Source organism: Aeromicrobium sp. Leaf291 (assembly GCF_001423365.1).
In the GTDB taxonomy this organism is placed as follows: domain Bacteria; phylum Actinomycetota; class Actinomycetes; order Propionibacteriales; family Nocardioidaceae; genus Aeromicrobium.
Genome location: NZ_LMNM01000003.1, coordinates 149,381 through 172,248 on the forward strand (window position 1 = coordinate 149,381; position 22,868 = coordinate 172,248).

Annotated in this window: 24 protein-coding genes; 12 read left to right on the top strand and 12 right to left on the bottom strand. The window is 71.3% G+C overall.

Annotated elements, in window-relative coordinates; genetic code table 11:
- Positions 1–40: 40 nt before the first annotated feature.
- Positions 41–295: a WhiB family transcriptional regulator gene (locus ASF35_RS14455; protein ID WP_055970219.1), complete on the bottom strand. Its 255-nt coding sequence runs from the start codon at positions 293–295 to the stop codon at positions 41–43.
- Between the two features lie 149 nt (positions 296–444).
- Between ASF35_RS14455 and ASF35_RS14460 the strand changes: the two genes are divergently transcribed.
- The 3 genes from ASF35_RS14460 to ASF35_RS14470 all read left to right on the top strand — a co-directional run bounded on the left by ASF35_RS14460 (position 445) and on the right by ASF35_RS14470 (position 2,855).
- Positions 445–1,116, top strand: a complete 672-nt coding sequence (locus tag ASF35_RS14460; RefSeq protein ID WP_055968904.1) for a TIGR03089 family protein — start codon at positions 445–447, stop codon at positions 1,114–1,116.
- Between the two features lie 76 nt (positions 1,117–1,192).
- Positions 1,193–2,065, top strand: coding sequence for an ABC transporter permease (locus ASF35_RS14465; protein WP_055968907.1), 873 nt, complete (start codon positions 1,193–1,195; stop codon positions 2,063–2,065).
- Positions 2,049–2,855 (top strand): ABC transporter ATP-binding protein, encoded by an 807-nt coding sequence (locus tag ASF35_RS14470; RefSeq protein WP_082495534.1) that lies wholly within the window; start codon positions 2,049–2,051, stop codon positions 2,853–2,855. The genes ASF35_RS14465 and ASF35_RS14470 overlap by 17 nt, the downstream gene beginning before the upstream one ends.
- A 13-nt stretch (positions 2,856–2,868) precedes the next feature.
- On the opposite strand, the gene ASF35_RS14475 is transcribed toward ASF35_RS14470, so the two are convergent.
- The 3 genes from ASF35_RS14475 to ASF35_RS14485 form a co-directional block, all read right to left on the bottom strand.
- Positions 2,869–4,503 (bottom strand): CDP-glycerol glycerophosphotransferase family protein, encoded by a 1,635-nt coding sequence (locus ASF35_RS14475; RefSeq protein WP_055968908.1) that lies wholly within the window; start codon positions 4,501–4,503, stop codon positions 2,869–2,871.
- The gene (locus ASF35_RS14480; protein ID WP_055968911.1) at positions 4,497–5,972 is read right to left on the bottom strand and encodes an LCP family protein; all 1,476 of its coding nucleotides are present in this window, start codon (positions 5,970–5,972) and stop codon (positions 4,497–4,499) included. The genes ASF35_RS14475 and ASF35_RS14480 overlap by 7 nt, the downstream gene beginning before the upstream one ends.
- Positions 5,973–6,059: 87 nt before the next feature.
- Entirely contained in the window at positions 6,060–7,517 is a 1,458-nt protein-coding gene (locus tag ASF35_RS14485; RefSeq protein WP_055968914.1) for an LCP family protein, read from the bottom strand.
- A 169-nt stretch (positions 7,518–7,686) separates the two neighbouring features.
- Between ASF35_RS14485 and ASF35_RS14490 the strand changes: the two genes are divergently transcribed.
- Positions 7,687–8,829 carry an LCP family protein gene (locus tag ASF35_RS14490; RefSeq protein ID WP_055968916.1) on the top strand — a complete coding sequence of 381 codons (1,143 nt, stop codon included), beginning with the start codon at positions 7,687–7,689 and terminating at the stop codon, positions 8,827–8,829.
- 48 nt (positions 8,830–8,877) lie between these two features.
- Here ASF35_RS14490 and ASF35_RS14495 read toward each other — a convergent pair whose 3' ends face one another.
- The 3 genes from ASF35_RS14495 to ASF35_RS14505 form a co-directional block, all read right to left on the bottom strand.
- A complete protein-coding gene (locus ASF35_RS14495; protein ID WP_055968919.1) occupies positions 8,878–9,171 on the bottom strand; it encodes a GNAT family N-acetyltransferase in 294 nt (97 codons plus the stop codon).
- 780 nt (positions 9,172–9,951) lie between these two features.
- Positions 9,952–10,494, bottom strand: a complete 543-nt coding sequence (locus ASF35_RS14500; RefSeq protein WP_082481208.1) for a flavin reductase family protein — start codon at positions 10,492–10,494, stop codon at positions 9,952–9,954.
- Between the two features lie 65 nt (positions 10,495–10,559).
- Complete coding sequence (locus ASF35_RS14505) at positions 10,560–11,711, bottom strand: acyl-CoA dehydrogenase family protein (protein ID WP_055970226.1); 1,152 nt, start codon at positions 11,709–11,711, stop codon at positions 10,560–10,562.
- A 124-nt stretch (positions 11,712–11,835) separates the two neighbouring features.
- Here ASF35_RS14505 and ASF35_RS14510 point away from each other — a divergent pair, with 124 nt between their 5' ends.
- From ASF35_RS14510 to mqo, 3 genes are all read left to right on the top strand, one after another.
- Positions 11,836–12,423, top strand: coding sequence for a hypothetical protein (locus ASF35_RS14510; protein ID WP_055968922.1), 588 nt, complete (start codon positions 11,836–11,838; stop codon positions 12,421–12,423).
- 70 nt (positions 12,424–12,493) lie between these two features.
- Positions 12,494–13,120, top strand: coding sequence for an MSMEG_1061 family FMN-dependent PPOX-type flavoprotein (locus ASF35_RS14515; RefSeq protein ID WP_055968925.1), 627 nt, complete (start codon positions 12,494–12,496; stop codon positions 13,118–13,120).
- A gap of 162 nt (positions 13,121–13,282) precedes the next feature.
- A complete protein-coding gene (mqo, locus tag ASF35_RS14520) occupies positions 13,283–14,806 on the top strand; it encodes a malate dehydrogenase (quinone) (protein ID WP_235499163.1) in 1,524 nt (507 codons plus the stop codon).
- Positions 14,807–14,813: 7 nt separating this feature from the next.
- On the opposite strand, the gene purE is transcribed toward mqo, so the two are convergent.
- The 5 genes from purE to ASF35_RS14545 form a co-directional block, all read right to left on the bottom strand.
- Positions 14,814–15,308 carry a 5-(carboxyamino)imidazole ribonucleotide mutase gene (gene purE / locus ASF35_RS14525; protein ID WP_055968927.1) on the bottom strand — a complete coding sequence of 165 codons (495 nt, stop codon included), beginning with the start codon at positions 15,306–15,308 and terminating at the stop codon, positions 14,814–14,816.
- A 222-nt stretch (positions 15,309–15,530) separates the two neighbouring features.
- Positions 15,531–16,670: a 5-(carboxyamino)imidazole ribonucleotide synthase gene (locus tag ASF35_RS14530; protein WP_200931227.1), complete on the bottom strand. Its 1,140-nt coding sequence runs from the start codon at positions 16,668–16,670 to the stop codon at positions 15,531–15,533.
- 44 nt (positions 16,671–16,714) lie between these two features.
- Positions 16,715–17,722 (bottom strand): adenylate/guanylate cyclase domain-containing protein, encoded by a 1,008-nt coding sequence (locus tag ASF35_RS14535; protein ID WP_055968930.1) that lies wholly within the window; start codon positions 17,720–17,722, stop codon positions 16,715–16,717.
- Positions 17,709–18,215, bottom strand: coding sequence for a PH domain-containing protein (locus tag ASF35_RS14540; RefSeq protein ID WP_055968933.1), 507 nt, complete (start codon positions 18,213–18,215; stop codon positions 17,709–17,711). The genes ASF35_RS14535 and ASF35_RS14540 overlap by 14 nt, the downstream gene beginning before the upstream one ends.
- A 122-nt stretch (positions 18,216–18,337) precedes the next feature.
- Positions 18,338–19,162: a biotin--[acetyl-CoA-carboxylase] ligase gene (locus ASF35_RS14545; RefSeq protein ID WP_055968936.1), complete on the bottom strand. Its 825-nt coding sequence runs from the start codon at positions 19,160–19,162 to the stop codon at positions 18,338–18,340.
- A 51-nt stretch (positions 19,163–19,213) separates the two neighbouring features.
- Between ASF35_RS14545 and ASF35_RS14550 the strand changes: the two genes are divergently transcribed.
- The 5 genes from ASF35_RS14550 to ASF35_RS14570 all read left to right on the top strand — a co-directional run bounded on the left by ASF35_RS14550 (position 19,214) and on the right by ASF35_RS14570 (position 22,774).
- On the top strand, positions 19,214–20,812 hold the full coding sequence (locus tag ASF35_RS14550) for an acyl-CoA carboxylase subunit beta (RefSeq protein ID WP_055968939.1): 1,599 nt from the start codon (positions 19,214–19,216) through the stop codon (positions 20,810–20,812).
- Positions 20,812–21,081: an acyl-CoA carboxylase epsilon subunit gene (locus tag ASF35_RS14555; protein WP_082480479.1), complete on the top strand. Its 270-nt coding sequence runs from the start codon at positions 20,812–20,814 to the stop codon at positions 21,079–21,081. The genes ASF35_RS14550 and ASF35_RS14555 overlap by 1 nt, the downstream gene beginning before the upstream one ends.
- Positions 21,082–21,088: 7 nt before the next feature.
- Entirely contained in the window at positions 21,089–21,745 is a 657-nt protein-coding gene (locus ASF35_RS17795) for a hypothetical protein (RefSeq protein WP_082495537.1), read from the top strand.
- 143 nt (positions 21,746–21,888) lie between these two features.
- Entirely contained in the window at positions 21,889–22,491 is a 603-nt protein-coding gene (locus ASF35_RS14565) for a nucleoside triphosphate pyrophosphatase (RefSeq protein WP_055968942.1), read from the top strand.
- Between the two features lie 70 nt (positions 22,492–22,561).
- Positions 22,562–22,774, top strand: a complete 213-nt coding sequence (locus ASF35_RS14570) for a hypothetical protein (RefSeq protein ID WP_055968944.1) — start codon at positions 22,562–22,564, stop codon at positions 22,772–22,774.
- The last annotated feature ends 94 nt before the right edge of the window (positions 22,775–22,868 follow it).

A 22,868-nucleotide genomic window follows, 5' to 3' on the forward strand; every position in this document is an offset into this window, starting at 1 on the left:
CGGGGGGCGAAAGTGCGGCCGGGTGCGCCCGGACGCCGCCTCAGGCGCGCTTCTTGAGCTTGCGCCGCTCCCGCTCGGAGAGCCCGCCCCAGATGCCGAACCGCTCGTCGTGGGCCAGGGCGTACTCGAGGCACTCGCCCCGGACGTCGCAGGTGAGGCAGACCCGCTTGGCCTCCCGGGTCGAGCCGCCCTTCTCGGGGAAGAACGCCTCCGGGTCGGTCTGGGCACAGAGCGCACGCTCCTGCCACATGAGCTCCTCTTCGGGCGACAGTGGCAGACCCAGATCGAATGACATGTCCGTAATTACACGCCTGGCGCTGCCATACGTCAAGCGGAATTGCACGATCCGCGGAACCTCCGGCGTGTCGCGCCGCCTTCCAGGGGCCGCGCCGTGCCCACCGGCCCCACCCGACCGCGCTCGCGCCACGGCGGGAGGATGGACCCATGCCCACCCTCGCCGACCTCCTCCCCGCCGTCCGCGAACCCGGGCGACCGCTGCTCACCTGGGACGACCGCACGACCGGCGAACGGGTGGAGCTGAGTGCCACGACCACCGCCAACTGGGTCGCGAAGACGGCGTCCCTGCTCGTCGACGAGCTCGACGCCGAGATCGGGACCCGCGTCCGGATCGGCCTGCCGAGCCACTGGCTGCGCTTCGTGTGGCTGCTCTCCTCCTGGACCGTGGGGGCGGTCGTCGTCGACCGCGACGCCGACATCGGGGTCAGCGGCCCCGACCTCGTGGGCGACGAGCCGGTGCGTCTGGCCGCGTCGCTGCGTCCGCTCGGTGGCCCCTTCGTCAGCCCGCCGGAGGGATTCGTCGACCTCGCCACCGTCGTCCCGGGGCAGCCGGACGCGTTCACGCCCCTCGACGTCCCGCACGCCGGGTCGGCCGCGCTCGACCTGGCCGGCGCGGACCCGCTCGACCACGTCGGGCTCGTCGAGCTCGGCGCTCCCGATCCGCGGCGGGTGCTCGTGGAGCCCGGCGACCTCCGCCGGGACGCGCTGCTCCTGGTGAGCGCCCTGCGTGGTGGCGGATCGCTCGTGGTCGTGGCTGGTGCCGACGCCGACCAGCTGGAGCGCGTGGCGCAGCAGGAGCGGGCCCATGTCCAGCCCTGACCCATCCACTACACTTTCGACGGCTGCATCCCCTTCCCCGCCCGCCGCCGCGACGACAGAAAGGCCCTCCGCCAGGATGAGTCGTCACCGCGCGATCGCCAGCAAGACGGGCGGGACCCACGGGCTCACGAAGGTGGGTGGACGGCCGCCGCTGCTCCGCTACCTCGCCGAGGTCCTCCGGCGCCGCGAGTTCATCTACTCGCTGGCGCGCTACCGGCTCGAGGCCGAGAACGGGCGCAACCGGCTCGGCATGGGCTGGGTCGTGCTCAAGCCCCTGCTCAACGCCGCGGTCTACGGACTCGTGTTCGGCTTCCTGCTGCAGACCAGCCGCGGCGTTGAGTCGTTCGTGGCGTTCCTCGTCATCGGGGTCCTGATGTTCGAGTACTTCTCCACGTGCTTCACCACCGGCGCGAAGTCGATCACCTCCAACGCCGCGCTCGTCCAGAGCCTCAGCTTCCCGCGCATGTCCCTCCCGCTCGCCCTCGTGGCGCAGCGGTTCATGCAGTTCGTGCCGATGGTGGTCATCATGGCCGCCGTGGCGCTGGCCTACGGCAGCGTGCCGGACGTCGAGTGGCTCCTGCTGGTGCCGCTCGTCCTGCTCTTCACGGTGTTCAACACCGGGCTCACGCTCATCACGGCGCGTCTCACGGTGCACTTCCGCGACCTGACGCAGCTGCTGCCGTTCGTCTCGCGGTTCTTCTTCTACACGTCGGGCATCTTCTACAGCATCGACCAGCGCTTCGACGCGAACTCGATCTTCCGGACCGTCGCCGACGCCCAGCCGATCCACGAGTTCCTGTCGCTGGGTCGGGCCATCCTGCTGGACGGGCCCTCGTACACGATGCCCTGGCACTTCTGGGCGTACGCCTCCGCCTGGTCGGTGGCCGTGCTGGTGTTCGGCACCATCTACTTCTGGGCGGCGGAGGAGCGTTATGGCCGAACCGACTGACGACACGGGCCTCGACGGCACGGGCCTCGACAGCGCCGGGCCGACGGAGGAGCTCACCCGACGTCCCGTCGTGGAGGTCGTCGACGTGCACGTGGAGTACAAGGTGCTGGCCACCGGCAAGCGTGCGACCGCGGCCGACGCGGGCCGCAAGCTCATGCAGCGGTCCCGCAGCACCCGCACCGTGCACGCCCTCAAGGGGGTCTCGTTCACGGCCTACGAGAACGACAGCATCGGCGTCATCGGCTCCAACGGCTCGGGCAAGTCGACGCTCATGCGCGCGATCGTCGGCCTGACCCCCACCTCCAAGGGCGCCATCTACGCGTCGTCACGGCCGAGCATGCTGGGGGTCGGCGCCGCGCTCATCAAGGACCTCTCGGGCGAGCGGAACGTGATCCTGGGCGGACTGGCGCTCGGTCTGTCCCGCGACGAGATCGAGGCGAAGTACGACGAGATCGTCGAGTTCTCCGGCATCCGCGACTTCATCGACCTGCCGATGCGCACCTACTCCTCCGGCATGACCGCGCGCCTGAAGTTCGCGATCGCCACGGCGCGCGACCACGAGATCCTCATCGTCGACGAGGCGCTCGCCGTCGGCGACAAGGGCTTCCGCGACCGCAGCGAGGCCCGCATCCGCGAGATCCGCGACAACGCCGGCACCGTGTTCCTGGTCAGCCACTCGATGCGCTCGATCCGCGACACCTGCAACCGGGTGATCTGGATCAACAAGGGCGTCCTGATGATGGACGGACCGCCCGACGAGGTCATCCCCGCCTACGAGAAGTCCAAGTAGCCGCGCCCTCCGGTCACGACATCGCCTCGATGGCGGCGACCGCCCGGGCCGCGCTTCCCTGGTCGCCGGCATGGGCGAAGAAGCGGTGCACCGCGGCGTCGGCGGCGGGGTCACGACGCCCGGCGTCCAGCCGCTCCACCACCGCTGCGACGGCGGCGTCGACGTCGCGCACGACGGTGGCGATGCCGATCTCGTCGACCTCGAACGCGTGCGGGCGCCCGGCCTGCTCGAACGCGGGGTCGACGTGGGCCGCCACCACCGGCAGGCCGAGGAGGGCCGCGTCGAACAACGTCGAGGAGTAGTCGGTGAGGAAGACGGAGGCGCGGCGCAGCACCGCACCGAACTCCTCACGCTCCTGGTCGACCAGTCGCACGTCCGACCGGGCGTCCACCAGGTCGGCGAGCAGCCCCCGCGCCTCGTAGTGGGGCAGGACCTCCAGCACGGCGCCGTGACGCTCGAGCGCAGCAGCCAGCGCGGGGTGCTCGACGACCCCACGGACGAGCTGCGCGTACCCGGACTCCTCCACGCCACGGACGGGGCCACCGCCGCCCTCCCGGTAGGAGGGCACGACCAGGTCGGCCCGCCACGTCGGCGCGAAGAGGACCCGAGGCCCCCCGGCGGCAGGCTCACGGAGGAGCAGGTCGTGGCGAGGCAGCCCGGTGAGCACCGCACGGTCCCCGTACCCGAGCCGTCCGGCGATCCAGTCACGCTCGGCCGCTGCGGACGTGAGCACGAGGTCGTACCCGGCGACCAGCCGCCCGATGACCGGCGCCAGGTCGCGGTAGACGACGCCGTGCTGGAGGAACACCCGGCGTGTGCCGACCCGGGGCCGGACGTGGCGCACGTAGTCGTCGCGTCCCCACGCCTCCGGGATGCCGTAGACGTCGGGGTCGAAGGCGTTGACGAGGTGGCTGGCGTGCCACAGCAGCAACCGGTGCCGCCACGACCCGTGGGCCACCACGCGACCGAGCGGACGCATCCGGGCCCAGCCCGGGGTGCCCCGCTCGACGACGTAGTACGCCCGCAGGTCGCGCCGGTGCCGGCGCAGGTGCGCGAAGAGCGCAGCGCCGTTGTCCTGCGCGGTGTCACGTCGCTCCCCCACCAGCCAGAGCGGGCGGCGGTGCATCCACGCGGTCAGGGCACGGACGACCCGCCAGCCCCAGAGCGGCTCACGCCGGCGCACCGCACGCAGGTCGGAGCGGCGCCTCAGCCGCGCCGCCGCACGCTCCCCACCGTCGAGCAGCTCGACCACGACCGCGTCGCCGTCGGCTCGCACGTCGAGGGCGACGTCGCCGTGGGCCCCGAGGGTGGCGTTCCTGAACAGGGCCCGTGTCGGGCGGAGCCGCAGCACCCGGCCCTCGACGGCCATCTCGGGGCGGACGACGCCCCGCGGCCACGCGGCGAGGGGCACCTCGACGACCAGTGCGGACCAGGGGCCGTACCGAACCCGGCGGTCCGGTCGTTCCACCCATCGCGCCCCGACCCGGACGTCCCCGAGCCGCAGCTCTGCGTCCAGGCCCGGCCGCTCGTCGACGCGGGTGTCCGGCACCCGCAGGTGGGCGTGCAGCGTGACCGTGCCTGCGTCGGCGTCCACGTCGATCGCGTCGACGAAGCCCTTCGAGCCCTCCAGGTCGGCGGCACTCAGCACGCGGCGTCCAGGTCCTCGACGTTGTTCGCCGCGGCCTGGCTCGGGTCCTCCGAGGGATCGGTGGAGGGCGTCTGCGTCGGGTCGCTCGGGTCCGGCGTCGCCGACGACTCGGGCTCGGCCGACGTCTCGCCCTTGTTGGCGTCGCCACCGTGCGTCTCGATGATGGCCTGCTTGATCATGTCCTGGATGAGCGGGTAGTCCGGGGTCACCGTGGAGACGACCGGCGGGACGAGCGAGACCGTGCGGATCTTCGTGTTGCGGGCCTTCAGGGCCATGTCGGCGAACTCGCCGAGCGCCTCCGAGGGCATGTTCGTCGACAGGAGCTCCGCGCCCGACTTGGCGATGTCGGTGGCGTTGAGCAGCACCGTCTGCGGACTCATCTGGTCGAGCATCGCGACCATGAGGCACTTCTGGCGTCCCATGCGCGTGTAGTCGTCGGACTGGATCCGGCTGCGGGCGTACCAGAGCGCCTGGTTGCCGTCGAGGTTCTGGCGTCCGGGCTCGATGTACGTCTGCTTGTAGGCGTCCTCCTTGCCGAACATCGCGAGCCGTGTCTTGACGTCCATCTCGACGCCGCCGACCGCGTCGACCAGGGAGCGGAAGCCCTTGAGGTTGATCATCACGTAGTAGTTGATGGAGAGGTCGGTGACGCCCTCGACGGCGTCGATGGTCGCCTCGAGCCCGGGGTCGGCGGCACCGGGGTAGAGGTCGCTGCGGTTCTCGGCGGCCGTGTGCACGGCGTTGAGCAGGCACTCGGAGCCGCAGTTGTAGCCGAACGGGTACAGCTGGTGCATCGGCGACGACTCGCGGAACGGCACGTTCTGCAGGTTGCGCGGCAGCGAGACCAGGACCGTCTTGCCGCTCGAGGCGTCGATGCTGGCCACCGTCATGGAGTCGGGCCGGATGCCGGTGCGGTCCTTGCCGGAGTCCGAGCCGATGAGCAGGATGTTGTAGCGACCGGCCAGCGGAGGGCTCGTGGTCTCGGCCGAGAACACCTCCTGCACGGCGTCACGGCTCGCCGTGCTCACGCGCGAGGCGTAGACCGCCGAGCCCAGCACACCGACGACCAGGGCGGTGTTGAGCACCACCACGACGCCGGCCCGCGCGGGCGTCAGGCGCAGCGGACGCGCGAGGCGCCAGGCGTCGATGAAGAGGGCGGCCCAGGCCACCGCGAGCACGCCGACGCCGATGCGGAAGACCTGGAGCACGTCGGGGTCGGTGACCAGCCCGATGATGCCGGCGCGGTCACCTCGGTAGGTCCACACGAGGTAGCCCAGCCCGGCGAGCAGCAGCACGTACACCGTGAGAGCGATGCGACCGACCCAGCGGTTGCCGACGGCCAGCTGCGCCGATCCCGGTGCCACGGCCGACATGAGGCACAGGCGGAGGGCGCGACGGAACCGCAACCGGGGTGTCAGGTCGTCGACGTCGGGTCCACGGCTGAGCACCTTCGCGCGACGACGTGTCATGGTTCCTCGGTCTCGAAGTGCTGGCGACGCACCATTATCGCTCACCGCGCCAAGCCCTCTCGTCCACGACCCGTGAGCACGGCGTGATCAGCAGGACGAGTCGAGGTCGTCGCTCTGGTTCGCCTTGGTCGGGTCCTTCGCGTCACCCGCCGACGAGGGCACCGACAGGGACGCGGCGAGGATGCCGTCCTTCGCCTGCTTCTTGCCCTCGGCCTTGTCGATCGCCTTGGAGATGAGCGAGCGCACCTTGTCGTAGTCGGGGTTGCCGGTGAAGATCACCGGAGGCACGAGCGAGACCGACGAGATGGGCTGCGCCTTGGCCTTCAGCGCGAGGTCCATGAACACGTTGAGGTCACGGGCCGGGATGTCGGTGTCGAGCAGCGTCTTGCTCGAGTCGGCGATCTTCTCCACGTTCATGAGGACCTTCTTGGGGCTGAGCTCGCGCAGCATCGCCGTCATGACGCACTTCTGGCGGCCCATGCGCGAGAAGTCGTTGTTGAGCACGCGGCTGCGGGAGTACCAGAGCGCCTGGTCGCCCGTGAGCTTCTGGCGTCCGGGCTCGATGTACCCACGGATCGGCGAGCCGATGCCGCCGATCGCCGTGCGCTCCTGGACGTCGATGCTGACACCGCCCACGGCGTCGATCAGGTCGGAGAAGCCCGCCATGTTCACGAGGGCGTAGTAGTTGAGGTCGAGCCCGGTGATGGCCTCGACGGCGTCGATCGTCGCCTGGATGCCGGGAGTGCGGTGCCCGACCTTCTTCACGCCCATCTGGGCCGCGTTGTCGTCGGCCCACGTGTTGACCGCGTTGAGGTAGCAACCGTCGCAGTCGAACGTGGACGGGAACTCCTTCTTCATGAACGAGTCGGAGGGGAACGGCACGTCCTCGAGGTTGCGCGGCAGGCCGATGAGCACCGTGCGGCCGGTCTCGGCGTCGATGCTGGCGACGTTGAGCGAGTCGGGGCGCATGCCCGAGCGGTCCTTGCCGGAGTCGGTGCCCATGAGCAGGACGTTGTAGCGGCCGTCGACGGGCTTGGAGGTCGTGGAGGCAGCGAACACGGTGTCGAGCACGCCGGTCTGGACGCCCACGAGGTGCGCGCCGAAGAACATGGCGCCGGCGGTGACGAAGCACAGCGCGCCGTTCAGCCCGGCGACCCAGAACCGGTGCCGACGGGCGAGGCGCAGCGGCTGGCCGAGGCGCCAGGCGTCGACGATGAGGACCATCCAGAACAGGGCGCCGCCGATGAGGGCGTACCGGACGGGCGTCAGGATCCGCCCGTCGGTGAGGAGCATGAACAGGCCGGACCGTGAGGTCAGGGCGAGCACGAGCACGAGGGCACCGACCGCGAGGCAGCCGAGCCAGATGCGCAGGGCGATGCGGCCGATGCGCTTGTTGCCGGTGACGATCTGGGCCGAGCCGGGCATGACCAGCGTCATGACGGTCAGCGTGAGGGCGCGGCGCAGCTGGATGCGCTCGGAGGCCGCGTGGGCCGCCGCCGGGCCCGTCGAGGGCGAGTGGGGCGAGGTACGGGTGTTCTCGTGCATGTCGTCCTCAGAGGTCGCTGCCGGGGGAAGAGCAGTGCGAGCAGGTCGCGTCGATCGTCACACAAACTCTGTACCCGAGGTCGAGGGCGCGCCGGGACGAGCAGGTTTCTGCGTGGCGCCACCGCGCAGAAGCACCGCCGACGGGTACCGCTCGGATAGGTTCGGACCCATGCCAGAGCAACGCCCCGAGGACAGCTACGGATGGTTGTACGGCTCGGGCGACGACCGCGACGCCGATCGCGACCGCACCCGGCAGCAGCCGCAGCAGACCGTGCGCCGAGACGAGCTGCCGCCCCCCAACCTGCCCCCGCCCGGGTCGAGCCGCCGACCCGCGGCGGAGCCGCCGCGCAGGAAGCGCGGCCGACGCGGGCCCGGGCGCGTCGTGGCTCTGCTGCTGCTGGCCTGGCTCGCCTTCCTGGTCGGCACGCCTCTCTACGCCTACTCGACCGCCTCGAAGATCCCGTTCCAGCCCGAGGCCGAGGGTCCGGGCGACCAGCCCGGGACCACCTTCCTCATCGTCGGCTCGGACAGCCGGGCCGGACTCAGCAAGGAGGAGCAGTCCGAGCTGAGCACGGGCGGGGACGGCGGAGGTCGCGGACGCACCGACACGATCATGCTGCTGCACACCGGCGCCGGTCCGTCGATGCTCATGTCGATCCCCCGTGACTCGATCGTCGACGTGCCGGGCTACGGCTCGACCAAGATCAACGCGGCCTACGCCTACGGAGGCGCTCAGCTGCTGACCCAGACCGTGGAGCAGAACACCGGCATCACGGTCGACGACTACGTGGAGATCGGCTTCGGCGGGCTCGTGAAGGTGGTCGACGCCCTGGGTGGCGTCGAGATCTGCCCGAAGGAGGACATCAAGGACAAGGACTCCGGGCTCGACGTGAAGGCCGGGTGCCAGGAGGCCGACGGTGCGACGGCGCTGGCGTACTCGCGCAACCGCCACAGCTACGCCACGCAGGACATCCAGCGCGTGCAGAGCCAGCGCGAGGTGATCAGCGGCATCGCGAAGAAGGCGGCGTCGCCGTGGACGATCGTGAACCCGGTCCGGTACTGGGGCGTCAACACCGGCGCGGCCAGCGCGGTGCAGATCGGCGAGGGCACCAACCCCTACGACCTGGTCAAGTTCGCCCTGGGTCTGCGCTCGGCCATGGGGTCGGACGGTCTGAGCTGCACCGTCCCCCTGGCCGACTTCTCGGTCCGCTGGGACGCCGAGCGCAGCCAGCAGATGTTCGACCTCGTCAAGGCCGACCGCACCGGGAGCATCGGCGACCTGTGCACGGCCGACGGCCTGCCCAAGGACTGAGCGGCCGAGCCGCCGGCCACCGGGCTGGTCGGCGCGGGTCCCAGCAGGTCAGCGTGGGGCGTTGAACTGCAGGTCCTGGTAGTCCGGGTGGCGCCCGATCCAGGCGAGCACGAACGGGCACGTGACGAGCGCCTTCGCCCCCCGGGCCCGCGTGTCGTCGAGGATGCCGCGTGCCAGGAGGGAGCCGATGCCACGGCCCTCGTTCTCGCGCGGCACCTCGGTGTGGGTGATGACGACCAGCTCGTCGGTGCGCTGGTACTCCACGAAGCCGAGGAGCTCGTCGCCGAGGCGCGCCTCGAACCGGTTCTTGCCAGGCTGGTCCTCGACGGTCAGCTCTGCCATGGGACATCCTCTCGGTCGTGCGCCGCACCAGTTCCGTACGAGTGCCGCACCAGGATCCTGTCACGTCACGGAAGGGCCTCAGTCGGTCCGGGTGTTGCGGGTGGGTCCGCGGGGCGGGGGTCGACTTCCGCTCGCTGCTGCGTCGCTGTGGCCGCGAGTCGGGGTGGTCTCCCAGGGCCTCGACCGGAACGGTGGGTCTCGAATCGGCTGCGTCTGCGGGGCGCGACTGGGCCTTCTCCTGTTGCTGCGTCGCTGTGGCTGCGAGGCCGGTCGGTCTCCGAAAGGGCCTCGACCGCAGCCGGGGGTCTGGGCTCGGTTGGGTCTGCGGGGCCTGGCCACGATTCTCCATCTGCGCGTGATCCACGCACGGTTCTTCCTTCGCGTGGACCGTGCCACGCAGAGGAAGAATCTCTGCCCACCCCACACGCACCGGGGCCCCGGCGGACGCAGGATGCTGCCTTCGCGTGCAGAAGCCCTAACGATGCTGCGTTCACGACGGGATCCGACCGCGAACGCAGCATCCTCGGCCCCCTCACGCACGAACGCAGAATCTTGCGTCACCGGGAGCCGCGCTCCGAGTGCTCGACCGAGCCCGGACCCCGCCGCCGGCCGAGGCCCTTTCGGAGAGCAGGTCGACGACGGGCCACAGCAACGCAGCCGCAAGGCACGACCCAGCCGGAGCAGCGCAGCAGCAACCGAAGGCCCACCTCGAGCAACGCACCCGCAGGAGAACACGGAGACCACCCGACCGCGACGCGGCGGCCGAGTGGAACCGCCTCGTCAGCGGTCGCTGATCGCGCCCACCGTCCGGTACGTCCGGTCGTGGTAGACCAAGGGCTCGCCCACGGGACCGAGCTGCACGTCACGGACCTCGGCGACCACGACGACGGACTCCCCCACCGGCACCCGCGCGAGGGGCACGCACCGCAGCGACGCGACCGCCTCGGGAAGCGTGGTGCCGACGTCGTCGGACGCCCAGCCCTGCTCGGGGACGAAGCGCGCGCCGGCCGACCGGCCGTAGGCGTCGGCCAGGTCGGCGAGCCCCGAGGGGAGCAGGTGGACGTCGAGCTCCGCCGCCTCGGCGATCGCGCTGCCGGACGTGCTGGACGTCAGGACCGAGAACGAGAGCGCCGGCGGGTGGGTGGACACCGAGGCCACGCTGGAGGCGGTGAGTCCGACCGGACCGTCCGGACCCGTCGCCGTGATGATCGCGACGCCGCTGGCGTGGCGTCGGAACGCCGCCTTCAACAGCTCGGCCACACCGGCGGAGCCGTGGGTCGAGATCGCGTCGGCCCCGGTCTCCACGTCCGTGCGCGTGCCCATGCCGTCTCCCTTCCTCGTCCTCACGACCCTAGAACCTCAAGTCCACTCGAGGTCAAGCGCTCCGTTCAGAGGTCCGACTGGATCCCCGCGAGCAGCTGACGAGCCATGACGATCCGCTGGACCTGGTTCGTGCCCTCGTAGATCTGGGTGATCTTGGCGTCGCGCATCATCCGCTCCACCGGGTAGTCGCGGGTGTACCCGTACCCACCCAGGAGCTGCACGGCATCGAGGGTGACCTGCATGGCGGTGTCGGAGGCGAAGGCCTTCGCCGCGGCGCCGAAGAACGTGAGGTCCTTGTCGCCGCGCTCGGACCGACCCGCAGCGGCATAGGTGAGCTGGCGCGCGGCCTCGATCTTCATGCCCATGTCGGCGATCATGAACTGCAGTCCCTGGAAGTCGCTGATCGGCTTGCCGAACTGCTGGCGCTCCTGGACGTAGCCGAGCGCGTAGTCGAGGGCGCCCTGCGCGACGCCGACCGCCTGCGCGGCGATCGTCACACGGGTGTGGTCGAGCGTCTGCATGGCGAGGGCGAAGCCCTGGCCGACGTCGCCGATGATGCGGTCCTCGGGGATGCGGACGTCGTCGAGGTAGACCTCCCGCGTGGGCGAGCCCTTGATGCCCAGCTTCTTCTCGGGCGCTCCGAACGAGACGCCCTCGTCGGACTTCTCCACCACGAAGGCCGTGATGCCCTTGCTGCGCTTCTCGGGGTCGGCCTGCGCGAGGACGGTGTAGAACTCCGACTCCCCCGCGTTGCTGATCCAGCGCTTGGTGCCGTTGAGCACCCAGTGGTCGCCGTCGCGCACCGCGCGGGTCTTCTGGTTCGCGGCGTCGGACCCGGCGTCGGGCTCGGAGAGGCAGTAGCTGAAGCCCTCGCCGGCCGCGAGGCGCGAGAGGTAGTCCTTCTTGATCCGCTCGTCGCCTCCGAGGATGACCGGGAGCGACCCGAGCTTGTTCACGGCCGGGATGAGCGACGCCGAGACGTCGACGCGAGCGATCTCCTCGATGACCAGCACCGTGGCCAGCGCGTCGGCACCGGCTCCGCCGTACTCCTCCGGGACGTGGGGGGCGTGGAAGTCGGCCGCCACGAGTGCCTCGTGGGCCTCGCGGGGGTAGCGAGCCTCCTCGTCGACCTCGGCGGCGAAGGGCGCGACCTTGGCCTCGGCCACGGCCCGGACCGCCTCGCGGATGGCCTGGTGCTCCTCGGACAACACGAACATGTCGGACACGGTGCGGCTCCAGATGCTTGACGAAGATCGAAATACTAGGACGACCTAGCAATAGTACGTCGCCCGCCCTCCGCTCACACTGCCGGGACGCGTGGGATCGCCCACACTGTGAGGCGTGATCCAACGATTCGACGGCCACATCGTCGGGCTCGGCACCACCAGCGGCACCCGGGTCGTCGTGGGCATGTGGGATCGGAGCCCGTACGGCCGCTTCGCCGATGCGATGGTCGAGCGCCCCGACGGGCACCGCGTGCTGCTCGCCCCCGACGAGCGCATCGCCGACCTGGTCTCGACCACCTACACCTTCGACGACGTCCGGATCGTCCCCGTGGCGCTCGCCGGATGGGGCATCGACGCCGGCCCACTGAGCGCCCGCTGGACTCCCGGGACGCGTGCGCCGATCGGCTGGCTGCTGCAGGCCGTCCCGACTCCCCTCGCGCACCGCGAGGCCTGGGCGCGCTTCTGCGACCCGATCGCACGACGCGTGATGCCGGGCGTGCGCACCCACGGCAGCGCCGGTCGGGGACGCACGGAGTGGTACGCCGCCTCCGACGCGTGGGGGGTGGAGTCCGCGTCCGTCGCGTGGGACGGCCAGGACCTCGGCCCGCTGGCGCCCGTGGACCCGCCCGTCCGATTCGGCTTCGGCTCGGCGCCGCGGACCCCGACGCTCACCCGCGTCACGTCGTTCATCCGCGACCACTGACCCGAGGCGCGACCGCCGACCCGCGGCGGAGCGCCTCGGCTGCGCACCGGTCGGGGGCTAGCGTGTCGCCATGGCCGAGATCCACGACGTCGACGAGCTCCGCGAGGTGCTCGGCACCCCCCTGCCCCGCACCGTCGCGAAGGACCGGGACCGCCTGCACCCGCTCCACGTCGCGTGGCTCGATGCCTCCCCGCTCTGCCTGCTGTCGACGTCGGCAGCTGACGGCTCGTGCGACGTGTCACCCAAGGGCGACCCGGCCGGGTCGCTCGTGCACGTGGTCGACGAGCACACCATCGCCCTGGCCGAGCGGCCGGGCAACCGTCGGGCCGACGGCTACCTCAACGTGCTCACCAACCCCCACGTCGGACTGCTGTTCGTCGTCCCGGGTCGCGGCGACACGCTGCGCGTCAACGGGCGGGCCCGGCTGCTGCGCACCGACCACGCGCCGCCGCCCTACCTCGAGCACCTCGAGGTCAAGGGACACCGACCGGTGCTGGTCTGCGAGGTCGCGGTCGAGCAGGTCTTCTTCCACTGCGCCAAGGCGTTCCTGAGGTCCGAGCTGTGGGAGCCGAGCACGTGGCGGCCGGACTCCGTGCCGTCACGGCCCGAGATCGCCCACGCCCTCGAGCGGCCCGACGAGACGCTCGAGGAGATCGCCGCCTACTACGGCGAGTCCTACCGCGCCGCCCTGTACTGACGGGCCGCAGGGCCCGGCGGCCCCGACGCGAGGAACATCACACACCTCCTGAGCAAGATCACACCGTTTCGAGTCGCGCTCACCGTGCCTCACGCGGGAGATTTGACGGTGCTGCAGACGTCGACCACGTCGTTGCCCCGGTGAGATCCAGGAGAGTCCGCGTTGAACACGCCCGCATCCCCCGTACGTCAGTCCGCCACACCCACGCGCATCACGACCGACGTGCTGCTCGTCGGCGCCGGCGTCATGAGCGCCACGCTCGGCTCGCTGCTGAAGACCCTGCAGCCCGACTGGTCCGTCACGGTCCTGGAGCGCCTCGAGGCCCCGGCGCTGGAGAGCAGCGACCCCTGGAACAACGCCGGCACCGGCCACTCCGCGCTCTGCGAGCTCAACTACACGCCGCAGCAGCCCGACGGCAGCGTCGACGTGTCGAAGGCGATCACCGTCAACGAGCAGTTCCAGCTGTCGCGCCAGTTCTGGGCGCACGGTGTGGACAACGGCTTGCTCAAGGACCCGTCGACGTTCATCAACCCCGTGCCGCACGTGAGCTTCGTGCGCGGTGCGGAGAACGTGGAGTACCTGCGCAAGCGCCACGACACCCTCGCCGGCCACCCGCTCTTCGCCGGACTCGACTTCATCCACGACCGTGACGAGTTCGCCCGGCGCCTGCCCCTCATGGCCGAGGGGCGCGACGAGCGCGAGGACGTGGCCATCAGCTGGACCGACCACGGCACCGACGTGGACTTCGGCTCCCTGACCGCCCAGATGCTCGGCACCCTCACCGCCCAGGGCGCCGACGTGCGCTACGGCCACGAGGTCAAGAACCTCGGCCGCGACACCGATGGCACCTGGCGCGTCAAGGTCAAGGACCGGACCGAGGACCGCACGGTCACCATCTCCGCCAAGTTCGTGTTCGTGGGCGCAGGCGGCGGCGCGATCCAGCTGCTCCAGAAGTCCGGCATCGAGGAGATCAAGGGCTTCGCCGGGTTCCCCGTGAGCGGGCAGTTCATCCGCTGCCTCGACGACACGGTCACCGAGAAGCACGAGGCGAAGGTCTACGGCATGGCCGCCGTCGGCGCCCCGCCGATGTCGGTGCCGCACCTCGACACCCGCGTGATCGGCGGCAAGCGGTCGCTGTTGTTCGGCCCCTACGCCGGCTGGACGCCCAAGTTCCTCAAGGAGGGCTCGTTCACCGACCTGCCCCTCTCGATCCGTCCGCACAACCTCATGCCGATGGCCGCCATCGGCGTCACCTCGTGGGGGCTCATCAAGTACCTGGTCCTCGAGCTCGCCAAGACCCGCGGCCGCAAGGTCGAGGACCTGCGTGCCTTCGCCCCGCTCGCCGAGGAGGAGGACTGGGAGCTCATCACGGCCGGCCAGCGCGTTCAGGTGGTGCGCAAGAAGGGCCGCTTCGGCGGGTCCCTCGAGTTCGGCACCACTGTCGTGAACGCCGCCGACGGGTCCATCGCCGGCCTGCTGGGCGCCTCGCCGGGCGCCTCCACCGCGGTCTCCGCGATGCTCGACGTGCTGGAGCGCTGCTTCCCCGGGCAGATCGAGGGGTGGCGGCCGCAGCTCAAGGAGATCGTGCCGTCCTACGGCCTGTCGCTCGGCGAGAACCCGTCGCTGTACTCCGACCTCAAGGACTGGACGGACCGCACGCTCGGGCTCACCGGCTCCACCGTCTGAGCCCTCCTCAGCGGTCGCGGATCGCCTCGCCCTTGGCGCGGGCGGCGTCGGCCAGCTCGGCCTGGAAGTCCAGCATGCGCCCGGTGAGCACGTCGTCGCCGACGGCGAGGATGCGCACGGCGAGGAGTCCGGCGTTGCGGGCGTTGCCGATCGAGACCGTGGCCACGGGGACGCCCGCGGGCATCTGCACGATCGAGAGCAGCGAGTCCATGCCGTCGAGGTACTTCAGCGGCACCGGCACCCCGATGACGGGCAGGGGCGTGACCGCGGCCAGCATCCCGGGCAGGTGCGCCGCGCCGCCGGCACCGGCGATGATCACCTCGATGCCGCGCGTGTGCGCGTCACGCCCGTAGGCGAGCATCTCGTCGGGCATCCGGTGGGCCGAGACGACGTCGGCCTCGTACGCCACCCCCAGCTCGGCGCACGCCTGCGCCGCTGCCTCCATGACCGGCCAGTCCGAGTCCGACCCCATGACGATGCCCACGCGGGGCGTTGCGCTCATGGCCGCGATCCTAGCGAGGTCCGGCGCCGCCCCTCCCCCCGAGCGGTGAGTTCTCCACCGAGAGGTGCCGGGTGCGGTCGAGCGGTGCGGACTCCACCGCCCCAGCGCCGAGACGGTGGAATCCGCACCGCGCACCGGGTCTCCGCACATTCGGTGGAGAAGTCACCGCTCAGGGGGGCGGTGCCGGCGGGTGGTGTCGGGAGGGCGACGTGGAGGACGTCGTCAGCCGTCCTGGAGGAGGGCGGCCGCGCGACGCGCGTCGGCCAGCACCACGTCGAGGTCGTCGCCGACGACGGTCACGTGGCCGACCTTGCGACCGGGCTTCACGGCCTTGCCGTACAGGTGCACCTTGGCGTGCGGCACGGCGGCCAGGACGACGGCCTCCTGCGCCTCGAGGTCCTGCACCGCGCCACCGAGCACGTTGACCATGACCGACCAGGAGGCGTGCGGCGTCGCCGGGCCGAGGGGCAGGTCCAGGACGGCGCGCAGGTGGTTCTCGAACTGGCTCGTGGCGGCGCCGTCGATGCTCCAGTGACCGGTGTTGTGCGGGCGCATCGCCAGCTCGTTGACGAGCACGCGTCCGTCGCTGGTCTCGAACAGCTCGACGGCGAGCATGCCGGTGACCCCCAGCGCGGTGGCGACGCGCACCGCGACGTCGGTGGCCTCCTGCGCGAGGGCGGGGTCGAGGTCGGGAGCCGGCGCCACGACCTCCTTGCAGATGCCGTCGACCTGCGTCGACTGCACGACCGGGTAGGCGACGACCTCGCCGGAGGGGTTGCGGGCCACCTGGGCACTGAGCTCGCGACGGAAGTCCACCAGCTCCTCGGCGACGAGCTCCTGGCCGTCGGCAGCGGCCAGGACCTCGGCCGCCTCGTCCTCGGACCGGACCACCCAGACACCCTTGCCGTCGTAGCCGCCCCGGGTGGTCTTGAGCACCGCGGGGTAGCCGAAGTCCTCGAGCTCGGCGAGGGCCTCCTCCGCCTCACTCGGCAGCAGGAGGAAGAGCGGGCACGGCAGGCCGAGCACGCTGAGGCGCACCCGCATCTCGCCCTTGTCCTGTGCGTACAGCAGGGCGTCGGGCCCGGGCCGAGGCACGTGTCCCTCCGCCTCGAGCGTGCGCAGGTGGGCCGGCGGCACGTGCTCGTGGTCGAACGTCACGACGGGCACGCCGTCGCACACGGCACGCAGGTCGGCGAGGTCGGTGTGGTCGCCCACCAGCTGGTCGGGCACCACCTGTGCGGCCGAGACGTCGGGGCCCTCGGCCAGCAGGCGGATGCGGAGCCCGAGGGCCACGGCGGGCACCTGCATCATGCGGGCGAGCTGGCCGCCACCGACGACGGCCAGGTGCGGGGTCAGCGGCATGGCAGGAGCCTACTGACCCCTCGTCCGCCCTCCGACGTCCCCCGCTACCAGCGCCGCACCGTGCGCGGACGGAACGCCCGCCGGCGGCTGATGGTGATGGGCGAGACGTTGCCGAAGCCGCGCAGCGGCCGCGGGGGCAGCGCGCGCATCTCGAACTCGTCGTCGGTGAGGTGTCCGGCGGTCTCGTCGTCGACGAGCACCCGGTTGCTGCGGGCCACGTGGGAGAGGCGCGCGGCCAGGTTCACGGGCGGGCCGAAGACGTCGCCCAGCCTGCTGATGACCGAGCCGGTGGCCAGGCCGACCCGCACGTCGGGCAGGTCGTCGCGCGAGCCGATGTTGGCCACGAGCTCGAGCGCCGTGAGCGTGGCCTCACGCGGATCGGGGTTCACGAACAGCACGGCGTCGCCGAGGGCCTTGATGACACGGCCGTCACGCGACGTGACGACGTCGGTGCACCGGGTCTCGAAGTTCTCCACGAGCTCGCCGAGGCGGGCGTCGTCGAGCGTGTTGGTCATGGCGGTGAACCGCGACAGGTCGGCGAAGCCGATGCTCATGGTGGTCGACAGCAGCTCGGCGTCGACGGCCCCGAGCGCCTCGAGGCGGCCGGCCGCGGCGGCCAGGTGACGCCGCCAGGCGTACAGCAGGAGCCGTTCGAAGCCCGGCCCCACGTGCTCGGCGATCGCGACGGCGCTCTCCAGGCGGCTCGCGGCCCGGCCCGACTCGACGTCGGACTCCACCTGGTCGACGATCGTCTGGACCTCCCAGTCGGCCAGCCGCGCCAGCGTCTGGCCGAGCGCCCTGGTCATCCGGAAGATGGTGCGTTCCTCGAGGACGCCCTCCTCGAGCGCCAGCGCAGCGAGTCGCGCGGCGGCCACGTCGTGCTCGCCGTAGGCCGGATCGTCGCCGCTGTCGGCGAAGCCCAGCGAGCGCCAGAGCCGCTCGGCGCGGTCGAGGTCGAGCCCGGCCTTCCCGGCGACCTGCTCACCCGTGAGCTCCATGCCCTCCTGCAGGATCAGGCGGGCGAGCTCGTCACGCAGCTCAGACCGATTCATCGCTCTGGCGGTGCGAGTCGAACACGAGGTTGCTGACGGTGCGGTGGAAGCCCTCGATGCGCGGGATGTCGCGCAGCTCCAGGCCGGCCTCGTCGCTCGCGTTGTGGATGATGAGGGTCCCGCAGCCGAGGATGCGGTCGTTGAGGTTCTTCTCGAACGAGACGTCGTTGATGCGGCTGAGCGGGATGACCCGCCCCTCGCGCGTCAGGATGCCCTTCTGCTCGACGATGCGCTTGTTGGTCAGCGTGTAGGTCCAGAGGAACCAGCGCACGAACGGCAGCACGCTGCCCCACAGGACGAGCACGACGGCGATGCCGATGATCACCCAGCGCACGTACCCGTCCCCGCTGTTGCCGACCTGGGCGGCGAGGAAGCCTCCGGCGAAGGCGACCGCCAACAGGATGACCAGCGGCACGAACAGCACCTTGACGTGCGTCCGGGTCGTCGCGACGGTCTGTTCACCGTCCATCATCAGCTTGCGTGAGAGGGCCATGGGCTGATCCTCCCACGTGGCGCACGGGCCGCGGGCGACGTCTGGGCAAAGGCCTCCGTCGTCGAGCCTCCCGACGACGTGGGTGACCTGGGGACCCGCTGGTCGCACGGGCGGCGGAAGGCTCAGCCGACGGCACGGACGTGGGTCACGTCGCCCGCGCTGATCGCCCGCCCGTCCACGACGAGCCGGCCGAGCGGGTCGATGTCGTGGGCGACGCCGGTCAGCGTGGACCCGTCGGGCAGCTCGACCCGCACGCGCGACCCGAGGGTCACGCTCTGCTCGAGGTAGTCGCGCCGCAGGAGCGCCGGGTCACCGGCGCTCGCCAACCACGGCCGGTAGAGCCGCTCGAGGTGGCCCAGCAGGAGCTGGAGGACGACCCCCCGGTCGACGGTGGTGGCCCCCTCGATCGCGAGGGAGGTCGCCGTGGGCACCGGCAGCTCGTCCGGCGTCGTCGACACGTTGAGGCCGATCCCCACCACGGCGGCAGGACCGGCGGGCCCGTCGGCACGCTCGAGCAGGATCCCGCTGATCTTGCGGCCCTCGACGAGCACGTCGTTGGGCCACTTCAGCCCGGAGGTCACACCGCAGTCCCGCGCCGTCAGGTCGACCGCGAGGCCCGTCAGCAGCGGCAGCCAGGTCCACTGCGGCAGGGCGACGCCGTCGGGGCGCAGAAGCACCGAGACCATGAGCCCCGCCCCCGGCGGCGTCTCCCACCGCCGGTCGAGCCGCCCCCGGCCGGCGGTCTGGTGCTCGGTCGCGACCACGAGGCCCTCGGGAGCGCCGGCACCCACCGCGGCGACGACGTCGGCGTTGGTGCTCGTGGTGGACGCGGAGACCTCGAGGCCCGTCCACACGCTCCCCTCGAGCAGCAGCACGCGACGCAGCTCGTCGACGTCGAGGGGATCGCGCCCCCCGGGCCCCGGCGTGTCGCGACGGTCGCTGCTCATGCGTCAAGCCTCACACACCACGGCGCGTCGAGGATCGTTACTCTGACCCACGTGAGCGAAGCAGAGGCAGAGATCGAAGAGCGTCCGGAGCTGCACACGACCGCCGGGAAGCTGGACGACTTCCGGCGCCGGCACCACGAGGCGACCGTCGAGGTCGCCGAGCGGGCGGCCGAGAAGCAGCACGCGAAGGGCCGCCAGAGCGCCCGCGAGCGCATCGACCAGCTGTTCGACGAGGGCTCCTTCGTCGAGCTCGACGCACTGGCCCGGCACCGCTCCACCAAGTTCGGGCTCGAGAACAACCGGCCGCTCGGCGACGGCGTCATCACCGGATACGGCACGATCGACGGCCGCCAGGTGTGCGTCTTCAGCCAGGACTTCAGCGTCTTCGGCGGCAGCCTCGGCGAGGTGTACGGCGAGAAGATCACCAAGGTCATGGACCTCGCCATCAAGTCGGGCTGCCCCATCATCGGCATCAACGAGGGCGCCGGCGCCCGCATCCAGGAGGGTGTGGTCTCGCTCGGCCTGTACGGCGAGATCTTCCGCCGCAACGTGCACGCGTCGGGCGTCATCCCCCAGATCTCGCTCATCATGGGCTCGTGCGCCGGCGGCCACGTCTACTCCCCCGCGGTCACCGACTTCACCGTCATGGTCGACGAGAAGTCGAACATGTTCATCACCGGGCCCGACATCATCAAGACGGTCACCGGCGAGGACGTGACCATGGAGGAGCTGGGCGGTGCCCGCACGCACAACACGCGCAGCGGCAACGCCCACTACCTGGCCTCCGACGAGGAGGACGCCCTCGAGTACGTGAAGGCGCTCATCTCGTTCCTGCCGCAGAACAACATGGAGGAGGCGCCGGTCTACGACGAGGGCGTCGACCTGGAGCGCAACGAGACCGACCTGGCGCTCGACACGCTGATCCCGGACTCGGCCAACCAGCCCTACGACATCCGCACCGTGATGGAGTCCGTGCTCGACGACGGCGACTTCCTCGAGGTCCAGCCGCTGTTCGCGCCGAACCTCGTGATCGGCTTCGGCCGGGTCGAGGGTCGCAGTGTCGGCGTGGTGGGCAACCAGCCCATGCAGCTGGCCGGCTGCCTCGACATCGACGCCTCCGAGAAGGCCGCCCGCTTCGTGCGCACCTGCGACGCGTTCAACATCCCCGTGCTCACGTTCGTGGACGTGCCGGGCTTCCTGCCGGGCACCGAGCAGGAGTGGAACGGCATCATCCGCCGCGGCGCCAAGCTCATCTACGCCTACGCCGAGGCCACGGTCCCGCTCGTCACGATCATCACGCGCAAGGCCTACGGCGGCGCGTACGACGTCATGGGCTCCAAGCACCTCGGCGCCGACGTGAACCTGTCGTGGCCCACCGGCCAGATCGCCGTCGTGGGCGCCTCCGGTGCCGTCAACATCCTGTACCGCCGCGAGGTGGCTGCGGCCGACGACCCCGAGGCCAAGCGTGCCGAGCTGATGACCGAGTACGAGGACACGCTCTGCAACCCGTACGTGGCGGCCGAGCGCGGCTACATCGACGGCGTGATCGAGCCGTCGCAGACCCGCGCCGAGGTCACCAAGGCCCTGCGCCTGCTGCGCACCAAGCGCGAGACGCTCCCGCCCAAGAAGCACGGGAACATCCCGCTCTGATGAGCGACGAGACGACGCCTGTGGCCGACGCCGCCGAGCAGACGCCCGCAGCACCGGTCACGCCGGTGCTGCGGGTGGTCCGCGGCGACCTGTCGCCCGAGGAGCTGGCGGCGCTCGTGGCCGTCGTGGCCGCACGCAACGCAGCTGCCGCGAACGCCGCAGCGGGCGCGAAGCCGGCACCGCGCAGCGAGTGGGGACACCCGGTGCGCGCGCACCGCACGCCGCACCGTGTGGGCCCCGACGCCTGGCGTCGCTCCGCCTGGGCCTGAGTCCTGCATGACCCTGCGCCACGAGCCCGACGTGTCGGCGGCGGACTGGATCGTGCGGGCCGACGCGGACTGGGGTGTCATCGCCGGCCAGGGACCGCCGGGCTTCGAGGCGTACGCGCAGGTCCCGTTCGACAGGGACGACTCACCGGAACGAACTGACGACGTCGTCCACGCCGACGTCGTCCACCTGGCGACCGCCCACACCTCGACGCCCGACGACGCGGTCTTCGCCCTCTGGGAGGGGTGGGGCGACATCGAGGGTGGCGATGCCGTCTCGATGCTCTACCAGAGCCCGGCGCTCACCGGCTTCGGCCGGGTCTTCCGCCGCCCCAGGCCACCGCGGATCCCGCCGGCGTTCGACGACGCCGTGATGAAGGCGCCGCGGGCCGACCTGGACGGGTTCCGGGCCTACCTGCTCTTCCGCGGCCCGCTGTCCGACGTCGGTCGCTGGGGCGCCCGCCCCGAGGCGCCGGACTGGCCACGTCGGCTGGCTCCCGCCTCGTTCGTCTGGCCGCAGGACCGGTCGTGGTGCATCGCCCAGGACGTGGACGACGACAGCCTGACGATCGGCGGCTCGCAGGCGCTCGTCGACGCCGTCCTAGCCCACCCGGACCTCCGCGCCGAGCCCGCGACGTACGGGTCCCCACCGCGGTTGCCCGACTGACGCCGCGCCGCCCTCGTCATCGGTGGATCCTCAACCGCAGGGACGGCGCTGAGGTTGCCGATCCACCGATGGCCGCCCCGAAGCACCCCTGATGTTGCGGATCCACCGATGGGGGTCGAGAGCGGTCCTGCCACGATGGGCCCATGGTGCGCATGGTCCTGGCCTCACAGTCCCCCGCCCGGCTCGCGACGCTGCGAGCGGCCGGCATCGAGCCGGAGGTGGTCGTCTCCGGGGTCGACGAGTCGCAGGTGCAGTCACGCGACGCCGCGAACCTGGCCGCGGCCTTGGCGCAGCTGAAGTGCCGCGCGGTCGCGGCGACGGTCGACGACCCGGACGCGCTCGTCGTCGGCTGCGACTCGGTGCTCGCCTTCGAGGGCGAGATCCTGGGGAAGCCCGGCGACGCCGCGACCGCGCGCGCCCGGTGGCGTCGGATGCGTGGTCGCTCGGGCGTGCTGCACACCGGGCACTGCGTCCGCCGTGCCGGCCGGGAGGTCGTCGACGCGGCCTCCACCGTCGTGCACTTCGCCGACGTCAGCGACGCCGAGATCGACGCGTACGTCGCCACCGGGGAGCCGCTGCACGTGGCCGGAGCCTTCACGATCGACGGCCTGGGCGGCGCGTTCGTCCGCGGGATCGAGGGCGATCCCCACACCGTGGTGGGCATCAGCCTGCCGCTCCTGCGCGACCTCGTGGCCGATCTCGACGTCGTCTGGACCGACCTCTGGAATCGTCCCGGCGCGGTGTGACGAGCTCGGCGAGCGAGCGTGTGACGAGAACTCGGTACCGGAACGTGCAGGAAGATGAGAGAATGGGGACATGGCCCCTCGTCGCAAGTTCCACGCGTCCAGCCCCTTCCAGCCCCAGGCGGTGGAGCCGGACGCGGTCTACGAGGTGGCTTCGCGCGTCAGCCACGACACCTACGGTCTCGGCCGGATCGTGAGCCTGCAGGGCACCCGGTCGGCCCAGGTCGACTTCGGCGACCAGGTGCGCCACGTGCCGCTTCCCTGCCGCGCGCTCGTCAGCCTCTGACGGAGTCCGGGGCCTGGTCGTCGCCTGGGAACGGCCGGCAGCGGCACGCCCGGTGACGGTCGCGCACGGATCTGTGCGACGGCACCGCAGGCCT

What these genes read in the sequence shown, in the direction of transcription:
- ASF35_RS14465 (WP_055968907.1), top strand. Translation starts at nt 1,193, where the DNA reads ATGAGTCGTCACCGCGCGATCGCCAGCAAGACGGGCGGGACCCACGGG.
- purE (WP_055968927.1), bottom strand. Translation starts at nt 15,308, where the DNA reads ATGAGCGCAACGCCCCGCGTGGGCATCGTCATGGGGTCGGACTCGGAC.
- ASF35_RS14570 (WP_055968944.1), top strand. Translation starts at nt 22,562, where the DNA reads ATGGCCCCTCGTCGCAAGTTCCACGCGTCCAGCCCCTTCCAGCCCCAG.
- ASF35_RS14535 (WP_055968930.1), bottom strand. Translation starts at nt 17,722, where the DNA reads ATGAATCGGTCTGAGCTGCGTGACGAGCTCGCCCGCCTGATCCTGCAG.
- ASF35_RS14545 (WP_055968936.1), bottom strand. Translation starts at nt 19,162, where the DNA reads ATGAGCAGCGACCGTCGCGACACGCCGGGGCCCGGGGGGCGCGATCCC.
- ASF35_RS14540 (WP_055968933.1), bottom strand. Translation starts at nt 18,215, where the DNA reads ATGGCCCTCTCACGCAAGCTGATGATGGACGGTGAACAGACCGTCGCG.
- ASF35_RS14500 (WP_082481208.1), bottom strand. Translation starts at nt 10,494, where the DNA reads ATGGGCACGCGCACGGACGTGGAGACCGGGGCCGACGCGATCTCGACC.
- ASF35_RS14505 (WP_055970226.1), bottom strand. Translation starts at nt 11,711, where the DNA reads ATGTTCGTGTTGTCCGAGGAGCACCAGGCCATCCGCGAGGCGGTCCGG.
- ASF35_RS14495 (WP_055968919.1), bottom strand. Translation starts at nt 9,171, where the DNA reads ATGGCAGAGCTGACCGTCGAGGACCAGCCTGGCAAGAACCGGTTCGAG.
- ASF35_RS14485 (WP_055968914.1), bottom strand. Translation starts at nt 7,517, where the DNA reads ATGCACGAGAACACCCGTACCTCGCCCCACTCGCCCTCGACGGGCCCG.
- ASF35_RS17795 (WP_082495537.1), top strand. Translation starts at nt 21,089, where the DNA reads ATGACCCTGCGCCACGAGCCCGACGTGTCGGCGGCGGACTGGATCGTG.
- ASF35_RS14530 (WP_200931227.1), bottom strand. Translation starts at nt 16,670, where the DNA reads ATGCCGCTGACCCCGCACCTGGCCGTCGTCGGTGGCGGCCAGCTCGCC.
- ASF35_RS14460 (WP_055968904.1), top strand. Translation starts at nt 445, where the DNA reads ATGCCCACCCTCGCCGACCTCCTCCCCGCCGTCCGCGAACCCGGGCGA.
- ASF35_RS14470 (WP_082495534.1), top strand. Translation starts at nt 2,049, where the DNA reads ATGGCCGAACCGACTGACGACACGGGCCTCGACGGCACGGGCCTCGAC.
- ASF35_RS14490 (WP_055968916.1), top strand. Translation starts at nt 7,687, where the DNA reads ATGCCAGAGCAACGCCCCGAGGACAGCTACGGATGGTTGTACGGCTCG.
- ASF35_RS14555 (WP_082480479.1), top strand. Translation starts at nt 20,812, where the DNA reads ATGAGCGACGAGACGACGCCTGTGGCCGACGCCGCCGAGCAGACGCCC.
- ASF35_RS14565 (WP_055968942.1), top strand. Translation starts at nt 21,889, where the DNA reads ATGGTGCGCATGGTCCTGGCCTCACAGTCCCCCGCCCGGCTCGCGACG.
- ASF35_RS14455 (WP_055970219.1), bottom strand. Translation starts at nt 295, where the DNA reads ATGTCATTCGATCTGGGTCTGCCACTGTCGCCCGAAGAGGAGCTCATG.
- ASF35_RS14480 (WP_055968911.1), bottom strand. Translation starts at nt 5,972, where the DNA reads ATGACACGTCGTCGCGCGAAGGTGCTCAGCCGTGGACCCGACGTCGAC.
- ASF35_RS14515 (WP_055968925.1), top strand. Translation starts at nt 12,494, where the DNA reads ATGGCCGAGATCCACGACGTCGACGAGCTCCGCGAGGTGCTCGGCACC.